The organism is Synechococcus sp. R70.1 (assembly GCF_047461675.1).
In the GTDB taxonomy this organism is placed as follows: domain Bacteria; phylum Cyanobacteriota; class Cyanobacteriia; order Thermostichales; family Thermostichaceae; genus Thermostichus.
Window position 1 is genome coordinate 48538 of record NZ_JANSHR010000008.1, and the last position, 10583, is coordinate 59120.

Genomic DNA, 10583 nt, shown 5'->3' on the forward strand with positions numbered 1-10583 from the left:
GCCGAGTTCGACAAAGAGCCGGCTACAGGCACGGGTGCTGCCCCCATCACCACCGCTCGCGGGCCACGGCTGGATATCCGCTTCACCATCCCGCGCTAGTGGCTGCCTAGCTGCTTGAAGCACTGCGGGCCTGAGCAATCAGGCTCGTTTTTTTCTCATGGGATCCAGGTAGGTATAGAATCAGGAGCTATGGAGTCTAGGGATCCAGGCCAAGTGACACTCGACACCTTTGTGGCCATCTTGGAAGCGGCCATCCGCCAGCACGAAGCCGGGGATCTGCAGCAGGCGGAAGGGGCCTACCGTCAGGTGCTGGCTCTCCAGCCCGAACAGCCCGATGCCCTCTATTTTCTGGGCATCCTCTGCTACCAGACGGGCCGCCTAGAGGAGGCTGCAGCTCATCTAGCCAAAGCTGCGCAGCTTCGGCCGGATCAGGCCGCTTTTCAGAGCAACTTGGGGGCGGTGTACCAGGCGCTGGGCAAGCTGGAAGCAGCCATCGAATGCTACAGCCAAGCGGTGGCGCTGCAGCCCGATTACCTGCAGGCCCTCTTCAACCTGGGCCTCTGCCACTTTCAACTGGGCCAGTATGACCAAGCCGAGGAGTATTACCGGCGGGCCCTGGCCCTGCAGCCCCAAGATCCTCAGATTTTGACAGATTTGGCCCACATTGAGCGGCAAAAAGGGCGGCTGGCAACGGCCATCGACCATCTAGAGCAGGCGCTGGCGCTAGAGTTTACCCCAGAGCGGGCGCAAGAACTGGCCGAGCTCTGCCGCGAGGCGGGGCAGTTGGAGCGTTCTGTTGAGCTCTATCGCCAGCTCCTAGAGCAAGACCCACAGCGGCCAGAGCTACACAACGGCCTGGGCCTGACTCTAGCAGAGCAGGGGAAGTGGGAGGAAGCGATTGCCGCCTTCCGGCGGGCGCTGGAGCTGGATCCACAGCGGGTGGAAGCGCACATCAACCTGGGCACTGCTCTATTGGAGCAGGATCAGCCGGAGGCGGCCATCGAGGCCTATCGGGCAGCCCTGGCTCTGCAGCCGGATCGCCCGCGGGTTTACTTCAACCTGGCCACAGCCTATCGCAAGCTGAAGCAGCCGGAACGCGCTTTGGACTACTACCACGTGGCCCTTGGCCTGCAGCCTGAATATGCCGAAGCTTACCGGGGCTTGGCGAGCTTTCTGTCGGATCGCAAGCTGCGCAAGGTGTTCCCTTGCGGCATGGCCGATAGCATGGCCCACCTCAGCCGCGCTCTGGGCGTGCGGCCCGACTTTGCCGAAGCCTACTTCGAGGCCGGCTGCCTGCTATTGGATCAACTGCGGTTTAAGGAGGCCATCCCCTTGCTGGAAGCGGCCCTGGAGCACAAGCCTGACTTTGCCCTGGCCTACAACAACCTGGGCCTGGCCTACCGCCACCTCAACGAGCCGGAAAAAGAGGAGATCCAGTATCGCCAGGCGCTGGTGCACGACCCGCAACTGGCGGAAGCCTACTGTAACCTGGGGCTGCTGCTGCAGAGCCAACACCGCAACGAAGAGGCTCTGCCAGTGCTGCAGGAGGCGGTTCGCCTCAAGCCGGACTTTGTGGAAGGGCACCGGGCGCTGGGATCCGCCTACAAGGAGTTAAACCGCCTCAGCGAAGCCCTGGAAGCCCTCGAGCAAGCCCTGGCGCTCAAGCCGGACGACCCTTCCACCTACGCCGTGCTGGCAGGGGTTTACCTACAGCAGTGCCGCCACAAAGAGGCCATCCAAGCCTACCGCAAGTCGGCCAAGCTGGCGCCGGGGGTGATCGCCTTCCACGGCAACATCCTCATGGGCCTGCACTACGCTCCCGATTTCGACCCTGAAGAGACGCTGCGAGAGCACAAAAAGTGGGGGGATGCCACTCAGGCTGCAGTGGCCCATCTGCGGCGGCCCTACCACCGGGATCGCGACCTAAAGCGGCCTCTGCGCATTGGCTACATCTCCGGCGACTTCAAGCTGCACTCAGTAAGCATGTTCTTTGAACATGTCTATAACCACCACGACCACGAGCGCTTCCAGATCTACTGCTATTCCAACACACCGCACTCAGACATGGTGACCGAGCGGATGAAAGAGAAGGCCGATGGCTGGCGGGATATCTACAAGATCCGCTCCGACGTGGAAGTGGCCGAGCTCATCCACGAGGACAAGATCGACATTTTGGTGGATCTGGCTGGCCACACCGCCTACAACCGCCTGGGGGTGCTGGCGCTCAAACCTGCCCCCATCCAGGTCACCTATCTAGGCTACCCCAACACCACTGGTTTAACCTTGGTGGACTACCGCATCACCGACGCCTATGCCGATCCGCCGGGCATGACGGAGAAATACCACACGGAAAAGCTGATGCGGCTGCCCAAGAGCTTTCTTTGCTACAACCCTGTGGATATTTTCCCGCCGGTTTCCGAGCTGCCGGCCCTCTCGGCGGGCTACATTACCTTTGGCTGCTGCAACAACCCCACCAAAATTACCCCTAACGTGGTGGCCGTGTGGGCAGAGATCCTCAAGCGGCTCCCTAACGCCCGTATCTTGCTCAAGAACATGCGCTACACCGACAGCAGCGTGCGCGAGATCTTCTGGGGGCACTTTGAGGAGCACGGGGTGGATCGGCAGCGAGTGCACCTGGTGGGGGATCGCCAGAGCATTCCAGAGCACCTCCAGATCTACAGCGAGATCGACATTGGCCTGGATCCGTTCCCCTACAACGGCACCACCACCACCTGTGAAACTCTCTGGGGCGGTGCGCCGGTGGTTGTCCTGGCGGGGAATGCCCACGTCTGCCGCGTGGGGGTCTCCATCCTCACCAATGTGGGGCTGCCGGAGCTAGTGGCCCAAACCCCGGAAGAGTATGTGGAGATCGCCGTCAACCTGGCCAATGACCTGGAGCGGCTGCGGCATCTGCGCCACAACCTGCGAGACATGATGGAGAAATCGCCCCTGCGGGATCCCCAAGGCCACGCCCGCGCCCTGGAGCAGGCCTACCGGCAGATGTGGAAAAACCTGGTCGCTAGCGGGCAGTAGCTTTTTCTGCGGATTCTTTGCGAGGGGGAGCAACCCGGTCGAAGATCTCCCAGATTTTGGCGGCAACGGTTGACCAGCTCAGCTCCTTGGCTTGCTCTAGCCCTTTGGCAATGAGGGGAGAGCGCACGGGATAGCTCTGGATGCGCTCTAAAGCGTTGGCCAACTCCTGAAGGGATCCTTGGCAGAGCAAGGTCGCTGCCTCCTCTTTCTGGGCAACACTCCCTTGCCCCTCCCGGTAATGCACCACTGGGCAGCCACAAGCCATGGCTTCCAAAGGACTGCTGGGGCGGAAGGTGGCGTGGAAAATCAAAGCCAGGGCGGAAGAGTAGGCGCAGGCCAGCTCAGGATTGCTGAGGCTGAGGTAACGAATGCCTTCCCGCTGCGGCAGTTGCGCCCTAATAGGATCCACCTGAAGAGGAGTAGGAAAGGCGAAGACTAGCTCGGTGCGGGAGAGCTTTTGGCCTTGCAGGATCTCCCACGCCTGGCTAACGGCTTGAATGCCACGGTAATCGGCCAAATGCTCGGGCAAAACGGCCAAGAAGAAGGGGCGAGTCAACTGAAACTTGCGGCGAAACTCGGCCATGGCATCGGGAGCAGCCGGCTTGGCCCAGCCCTCAATAGCAGGGTAGACCAGCGAAATCTGATCTGGAGGAATGCCGGGGTAGTAGGTTCTAAGGCCAGCTAGAACCTCATCGGAAAAGACAATGTAGTGGGAAGCAGCTAGGATGGCATTTTTTTTCTCCAGATACTCTGAAGAAAACTGGCTGCCGGCTTCTGCCTCCAGATCGTAAACAAAGGCAATGGAAGGGGTGGAAAGGGGAGTGGTGTAGCCAGTGGAAAGAAACAGGCGTGCCTCGAGTTGGTCGCAGACACTCTGCAAGCCAGTGCGATCTTCTGCGGCTTCCTCGAAACTAAAGCGAGGGATCTCCGAAAAAAAAGTTCCCGGCGGCAGCCAAGTTTGCCCGCGGGTGAGCACCACAAACTTCGTTGCCTTCTTGGCCTTCACCCACTCTTCAATGAGGCTTAGCCAGAGATAGGACTGATCTAAAGCTGGCGAGCGGAAGAACCCTCCCGACTGCCATATCACCCCATCGATAACGATCATCCTTCCCCCTCTTAATCTGGTTAAGAGACGTTGAGAGCGGCGAACATCTTGGCCAGGTAGAAGTCTTTGTAGCGCGTCTTAGCTATTTGATCGTGAACGCCTAGAATGAAAGCCACTAGGTCATAGGAGAGGTAAACCTCGTGCAAGACTACTGCCATGGCCAGCCGCTGACGAGCAGAGAGGTGATCTAAGTGCATGAAGTTTTTCACGTAGACATAATCGCACCAGAGGACTTGCGTGTAGGGCCGATAGGTCCTGGCCGAGAAGGGCTTAAGGCAAGCGCCACAGTTACTCGTCATGCCGTGGAGCAAGAAACCCTGCTCCCTAAGGGCAATATCCACGTCACTAAAAAGGGGCTGATTCTTGTAGAGGGGAATGTACTCCACCTCGGTTTGGATGACAGTTACATGCTGTAGGGTTTTGCTGGCACCGCGGATAACATCCAGCTCAGCTCCCTGAACATCCATCTTCAGAAAGTCCACTTCGCCCAGTTCTGGAATGTCATCCAGGCGGGTAGTCTGGACTTCCTCGACCCGAGTTACCTGAGAAACTTCCGCCAAGTACTCAAAATGCTGGGCCAGCTCCTGATCGGGCTCGTAAAGAGAGGAAGTGTAGCCGACGTTGGTGAAATAGAACTTGCGCCGGGATCCATCCCCAATGAAGTAGGGAAAGTACTGCCGTCTGACCTGGTCGGCGCGGGGAGCCTCAGCCAGAGCCCTAGCATTCAGCTTTTCGCATTCTTCTTTTTGGGGCTCAAATCCTATCACTTGAGCATGCCCTTGCTGAACCAGCTTGTCGAAGTTATCGCCGCCCAGGAACATTGCCCCTACGTCCACAATCCTAATCAGGGGCATGTCATCGCCGAGGATCTCACTAATCGGGAAAGGCATCTTTTTACTCCAAAGAATGAAAACGGCTAGATTAGACCGGCTTTGCTGACAAGAGAAAAGCGACGGGGATGCACAGCAACCAAGTTTAACGCAGTTGGCGGTTGGACAGAGGCCTGAACAATGCTGAGATCTTGGATCACTGGGTTATAGACATAAATGAGATAACCCAATTCGGCAAGAAGCTTCGCCGGCTCCAAACCTGAAAACTGGTCGATATGTTGGTTTTCAAACAGGATTACCGGGCTGCAGGTCTCGATAAGTTTTCTCCCCCCCTTCAAAACGGGAACTTCTGCCCCTTCCACATCGACTTTGAGCAAATCAATGTCGGGGCTGCCCTCTGAGATCCACAGCTCGTCTAAGGTAATTTGCTGCACCGGCTTGGTTTCTTCTACAACCGACATGGGATCCGTGACGATGCGGTTGACAACGCTGGCCCCTTCGCAAACTAGATAAACCTCGCGAGACTCTTCGCCTACGGCTGCTTCGACAACCTGCACAGTTTGATCGAGCTTGTTCTGGGCAACAGTTGCCTGCAAGCACTGCACACATCCCGGCGTAGGTTCAATGGCATAGACTTTCCCAGTTTTGCCCACACAGCGGGCGAATAGAAAAGTATAAACGCCAACGTTGGCCCCAACGTCAATGGCGTTCATGCCCGGCTTGAGGATTTGCCGACACAGCTCGATTTCACTTTCAAACCAGCGATCTTGAGCCAGGAGGACAAAGGTTGCAATGCTCTTAAGGTCTGGCTCCAGCCTCAGCTTGTACCCCTCATACTGAGTCCAAATTTCCATACTGGCCACCGCCTCCGAGGCTGGATCTCCGTTAGGAGGCGTTTCTAACTCTTGCTCTGCTGAATCCGACTCCGCCTTGGAGGGATCCTGCCGCGGAATGTAGCGATCTAGAGCCAGTTGCAGCACTTGCAGGGCCCTGTCCTTCTGCCCAGGGAAATGGTCGGCTATTTTCTGCAGCAAGAAAGCCCCTTCCGGCTGCGCCTGCGCTGCTGCATTCATGGCAACCACCATTTGCGCCTCTAGATCCTCTGGGTCAATGGCTGCAGCCAGCCGCCAGTAGGGCAATGGCTCCGGTCGGTAAACGACTCCGCTGTTGTGGGCTAGCCAACGGGCTAGAGTGTGGAGGTAGCGCTCGCGGGGGCCAAGGCGGGAAGCAGAAGCGGCCTTAGAAGAGCGGCGGGCCTTTTTGCTAGCAGAAGCCAGACGAGGGGGATCCCAAGCCAGCCTGGGCTGGGATCCAGTTAGGCCCAAGCTGGGATCTTCTAGGTAACGCTGGGTCAACAGCCGAGAGAGCAGCTCTTTTCCCTCTTGGAGGGCCGTGTAGCGGCTTCCCAAGGCCAAAAGGGCATGGAGGCGATTGAACTGGGAGGGGAGATGGTTGGGATCGAGATCCAAACCCTGCCGCCAGGCCGCCAGAGCCATGGCCCAAGCCGCACGTCGCTCCCGCGAGGTTTTGGCTTGCTGGGCCTTCAAGCAGTGAGAGATTCCCAGCTCGTTACATTCATCGGCAGTGGTGGGGATCCCCATGGCTTGGCTGACTAAGCTGCTGGACTATCCTATCACTTTGCCGGAACTCATCCTTCTCTGAAGCAGCAAAAGAGAGGTAGTCTATCTAGGGAAGCAGTGCTGCTTGTTGTTGAGGAGTGTTCATGGTGCGTCGTTTCCCAGGCTGGATTGCTGCTGCCGCCTTGGCAGGAGGGATCGCCTGTACCCAGGCAGCTCCTGTGCAGACTCCTGACCAAGTGGTGAGAACCTTTATTGCAGCCGCTGAGAAGGGGGACTGGGGCACGGCAGACAGCTACCTGACGGAGCGCTTCAGCAATGCCCTCCGGCCGGGATCCCTGCCTTCAGCTTGGGGCATGGCGGGGAAAAACGTGCAGGTGCGCAACCAAGAGGTGAGCGGGAAGACGGCCTACGTGTGGGTGGAGGGCACAGACTCGCTGGAGGACGCAGCCCAGCGCCTGGGGCTGGATCCCTTGACGTTGCGGAAGTACCTGACCAAGCCGGATCTAGCCGATCCAACATATCAGCAGTTGGCCCCGCAACTGGTGGGCCTACGCCTGGAAGGAGACACAGTGATCTCCCGCGTCAAGATCACCCTCTACCAGCAAGACCGCGGCTGGCGAATTGAAGTGTGGCAGCCAGACAAGCCCCCTGCAGAGGGATCCCAGCCGGAAAAGGCAGAAGAGTCGGCGGATCCCAAGCCCTCTCCCTCTCCGACAGAGGCTGGGCAACCTGCCAAAAATCAGCAGTGAAGTGGCGAGGGAAAGGTGCTGAAAAAACCCTGGTTCTTGCTGGCCCTGCTCTTGCTGAGTGGCTGCGGGCAACCCCAAACCGCCAAAGAGACGCTGCAGGTGTTTGTGCAGGCGGCCAACAAGCGGGACTTTGCCACAGCAGAATCCCTGCTGACGCCGCGGCTGTTGAGAGGGATCCCGCCAGGGGCTTTGGATCAATCCTGGCCATCCGCCGAGGAGTTTAATCTCACTTCTATCGAAGAGGTGGGCAATACCGCCATCTTTCGGGTGGACTCCATCCTAAAGCCAGAAGCAGTGGTGCCGACTTTGCGCTTCCAGTTCACGGCCAAGGAGCTGCAGCAATTCCTCACCGAGCCGGATCGGGAGGATCCCCGGTTTCGTCCTTTTCGCTCCCAGTTGGGCTTTTACGAGCCCCTGCCGGATGGGCGCCTGCGCTCGGTGATGGAAGTTACCCTCTATCGCCAAGCCCAAGGGTGGCGGGTAGAGCTAGCCCGTCTGCAGCCTCTAAATACGAAAGTTCTCTATGAGCCGATCAAGCTGGCGGAAGAAGTGCAGTTTTTCCAACTGACCGGAACGGTGCGGCTGATAAATCGCAACGAGGGCTGGATTGGGGTCAACTTGGAAAAAGTCAGCCCCAGCTTGGAGCGCTACGCGGGCACGTGGGTCTCGGTGGTTCCTGCTGAGGAGGTGCAAGTGACTCGCCTTGGCCGCTCTGCCAGCTGGCTGGAGCTGCGCCCAGGGGATGAGGTGGAGATGGAGGGCAAGGTGCGCTTTGCTGTCAATGCCGACGCCAAAGGACGGATCCCAGCGGCCATCCGGGCTGAGCGCATCCGGGTGGTGCAGGCCGCCAGCTCTTCTCCCTGAACCTAGCGCAAAGGCGAGTGCAACAACACCACCAGCCGCTCTTCCAGGAACTTGAGGTTGGCCACCACTTGGTTAAAGGCCTCCTCGGGAGTCCAGTCCATGAGATCTAGGGCCTTGGCCGCCAGGGCCTGTACAGGAACAGGCTCTTCTCCAAAAACATCGATCAACCAGCGCACCGAGAAGGGATCGATGACAATGTTGCCTTCAGATCCCGGCCAGCCGTTGATGTTGACCGGGCCATTGTCGCGGATGGCATTCTCGAAGGCAACTCTGGCATTGAGCCGCAGCAACAGGGGGTGGGCTTGCACAGATCCCTCCCGCCATTCTTCTGGCGTAAAGGGAGGTGCTGGACTGGGGCGTGGGTGGCCGCACCAAAAATCAATCAGCCGGGTTAGGTTGGGAAAGATCAGCTCGATAAAGTGCAGCAGCTCCTCTTGGCTGAGCTTTTTAAGGTGGCGTAGGGTATAGGGAACCGGCTTGGTGAGGACTCGCTCCAGCTTCCACTGCTGCCAGTTGACCATGCTGATGAACTCCAGCCCGGCCTGGCGCAGCATCTCAAACACCTGGGGCACCGTAAAGCCTTTGTCGCTGCGCAGCAGGAAGTTGGCCAGGATCCCGTTGGTGGTTTTGATGGCGTCCCCCTTCCAGTGGCTTTTGACGAAGCTGCCTTCGTGGAGAGCATCCATCAGCTCCCTGAGGATGGGGACAGCCTTGGCAGCGGGCTCGTCCATCACCCCCAGCAGCTCCATGGCATTTTGCATGTTGAAAATAAACTGCCGCTGATAGAGGCTGTGGACATTGGTGCGGATAATCCCCTCTGGCTTTAGCACCTGGCGCATGCCTTTTAGCCCGGCCACCGGATCCTCTAGCAGGTAGAGGACGTCGTTGCAGGCGATGAAGTCGAACTGTTGCCCCAGCGCCCTCATATCGGTGATATCCATCACCTCGAAGCGCACATCCGGGATCTGGTGAAACTCAAGGCGCTGCCGGGCTATCTCCAGCGACTTTGGCGAGATATCCACCCCGACAAAGGTAGCACCTGGATTGGCCGTGGCTAGAACCAGCGTTTCCCAGCCGGAGCCGCAGCCGGCGTTGAGCATCACTTTGCCCTCGGGCTTGACCACCTTGCGATCTCGCACGTAGTAGGCGGTGGTGTAGCTGTTGGCAAACAGGGCAAAGGTATCCGTAACCGTCTGCTCAATCGGGACATTCGGGTAGGGAAATTCGTCAAACTGCGCCTGAACCAAGCGGGACGTCGATTGCTCCGGCATAGGAATCCCTGCCTCTGTAGGACTGATTAGGATTCTAAAGCGATTCCAGGGTTTAACCTAGGCGCTGCTCGGTTTCGGGATCGAACAGGTGGAAGCGAAGATCACTTCCGCCCACTGGTTGACGCGCAGCTGGGTACGGGGATCCACGCGGGCAATAAACTCCTGCTCGGCCAGGATCCCTTCTCGGTCGCTGGTGCTGAGATAGAGGATTACTTCATGGCCCACCAGCTCCGTTACCGAGACCTTAGCCCGCACCGGGGCAGGTTGGATCCCTGGGGGTTGGTAGTGGGGATCGTGGATGTTTTCTGGGCGGATGCCGAAGATGACCGACTTGCCGACGTATTGCCAATAGGGCTCTGCCTGGTGGGGCGGGATGGCCACGCGGAAGGCGCCGGTATCGATCCAGAGGGTGCCCTCCTGCTCCCGCAGCTTGGCCTGGAAGAAATTCATGGCGGGGCTGCCGATGAACCCGGCCACAAACAGGTTGGCCGGGCGGGTGTAGAGGGTGTGGGGGGTATCCACCTGCTGCAGGCGGCCATCCTTCATGACGGCGATGCGGTTGCCCATGGTCATGGCCTCCACCGGGTCGTGGGTAACGTAGATAAAGGTGGTGCCCAGTTGCATGTGCAACTTGCTGATCTCGGCCCGCGCCTGTACCCGCAGCTTGGCATCCAAGTTGGAGAGGGGCTCATCCATCAAAAACACCGCCGGATTGCACACGATGGCCCGCCCGACGGCAACCCGCTGCCGTTGCCCACCCGAAAGTTCCTTGGGCTTGCGGTTGAGAAGGTGCTCGATCCCAAGGCGCTTGGCCACCCCCCTAACCCGGCTTTCGATCTCCGCCCGTGGCAGGCCGCGCAGCTTGAGGCCAAAGGCCATGTTCTCGGCCACGGTCATGTGGGGGTAGAGGGCATAGGATTGGAAGACCATGGCGATATCCCGATCCTTGGGGGGACATCGTTCACCCGTCGATCGCCAATGTAGATGGAGCCGGCGCTCACTTCTTCCAAGCCGGCCAGCATGCGCGGGGAGGTGGTTTTGCCGCAGCCGGAGGGGCCGACAAAGACGAGAAATTCCCCGTCTTCGACGGTGATGTTCAGCTAGAAATCGCAGGAGCCCCGCACTGTACCCGTAGGGTCAGTGCCGGGAGG

At 58.9% G+C, this 10583-nt stretch carries 8 protein-coding genes and 1 pseudogene; 3 read left to right on the forward strand and 6 right to left on the reverse strand.

The window, feature by feature from the left end; translation table 11 throughout:
• The first annotated feature begins 213 nt into the window (after positions 1-213).
• On the forward strand, positions 214-3033 hold the full coding sequence (locus NW807_RS00910) for a tetratricopeptide repeat protein (RefSeq protein ID WP_414425022.1): 2820 nt from the start codon (positions 214-216) through the stop codon (positions 3031-3033).
• Here NW807_RS00910 and NW807_RS00915 read toward each other — a convergent pair.
• The 3 genes from NW807_RS00915 to NW807_RS00925 are packed head-to-tail and all read right to left on the reverse strand — an operon-like array spanning position 3020 to position 6569.
• Positions 3020-4138, reverse strand: a complete 1119-nt coding sequence (locus NW807_RS00915; RefSeq protein WP_414425023.1) for a glycosyltransferase — start codon at positions 4136-4138, stop codon at positions 3020-3022. The genes NW807_RS00910 and NW807_RS00915 overlap by 14 nt on opposite strands.
• Before the next feature lie 20 nt (positions 4139-4158).
• Positions 4159-5028 (reverse strand): FkbM family methyltransferase, encoded by an 870-nt coding sequence (locus NW807_RS00920; RefSeq protein WP_414425024.1) that lies wholly within the window; start codon positions 5026-5028, stop codon positions 4159-4161.
• A 26-nt stretch (positions 5029-5054) separates the two neighbouring features.
• Positions 5055-6569 carry an FkbM family methyltransferase gene (locus tag NW807_RS00925; RefSeq protein WP_414425025.1) on the reverse strand — a complete coding sequence of 505 codons (1515 nt, stop codon included), beginning with the start codon at positions 6567-6569 and terminating at the stop codon, positions 5055-5057.
• Positions 6570-6691: 122 nt separating this feature from the next.
• On the opposite strand from NW807_RS00925, the gene NW807_RS00930 reads away from it, so the two are divergent.
• Together NW807_RS00930 and NW807_RS00935 are read left to right on the forward strand one after the other, a co-directional pair.
• The gene (locus NW807_RS00930; protein ID WP_414425026.1) at positions 6692-7297 is read left to right on the forward strand and encodes a hypothetical protein; all 606 of its coding nucleotides are present in this window, start codon (positions 6692-6694) and stop codon (positions 7295-7297) included.
• A 15-nt stretch (positions 7298-7312) separates the two neighbouring features.
• The gene (locus NW807_RS00935; RefSeq protein WP_414425027.1) at positions 7313-8161 is read left to right on the forward strand and encodes a hypothetical protein; all 849 of its coding nucleotides are present in this window, start codon (positions 7313-7315) and stop codon (positions 8159-8161) included.
• A 2-nt stretch (positions 8162-8163) separates the two neighbouring features.
• Here the strand turns inward: NW807_RS00935 and NW807_RS00940 are convergent, their stop codons facing one another.
• The 3 genes and pseudogenes from NW807_RS00940 to NW807_RS00950 form a co-directional block, all read right to left on the reverse strand.
• Positions 8164-9432 carry a class I SAM-dependent methyltransferase gene (locus tag NW807_RS00940; RefSeq protein WP_414395881.1) on the reverse strand — a complete coding sequence of 423 codons (1269 nt, stop codon included), beginning with the start codon at positions 9430-9432 and terminating at the stop codon, positions 8164-8166.
• Between the two features lie 57 nt (positions 9433-9489).
• Positions 9490-10128 carry an ABC transporter ATP-binding protein gene (locus NW807_RS00945; RefSeq protein WP_414425030.1) on the reverse strand — a complete coding sequence of 213 codons (639 nt, stop codon included), beginning with the start codon at positions 10126-10128 and terminating at the stop codon, positions 9490-9492.
• A 45-nt stretch (positions 10129-10173) separates the two neighbouring features.
• Positions 10174-10532, reverse strand: a pseudogene (locus NW807_RS00950) (ABC transporter ATP-binding protein); the annotation flags it as partial.
• Positions 10533-10583: the final 51 nt, after the last annotated feature.

Excerpts from the sequence above, each read along its gene's own strand:
- NW807_RS00915 (WP_414425023.1), bottom strand. The coding sequence starts at position 4,138 with ATGATCGTTATCGATGGGGTGATATGGCAGTCGGGAGGGTTCTTCCGC.
- NW807_RS00920 (WP_414425024.1), bottom strand. The coding sequence starts at position 5,028 with ATGCCTTTCCCGATTAGTGAGATCCTCGGCGATGACATGCCCCTGATT.
- NW807_RS00925 (WP_414425025.1), bottom strand. The coding sequence starts at position 6,569 with ATGGGGATCCCCACCACTGCCGATGAATGTAACGAGCTGGGAATCTCT.
- NW807_RS00930 (WP_414425026.1), top strand. The coding sequence starts at position 6,692 with ATGGTGCGTCGTTTCCCAGGCTGGATTGCTGCTGCCGCCTTGGCAGGA.
- NW807_RS00940 (WP_414395881.1), bottom strand. The coding sequence starts at position 9,432 with ATGCCGGAGCAATCGACGTCCCGCTTGGTTCAGGCGCAGTTTGACGAA.
- NW807_RS00945 (WP_414425030.1), bottom strand. The coding sequence starts at position 10,128 with ATGGATGAGCCCCTCTCCAACTTGGATGCCAAGCTGCGGGTACAGGCG.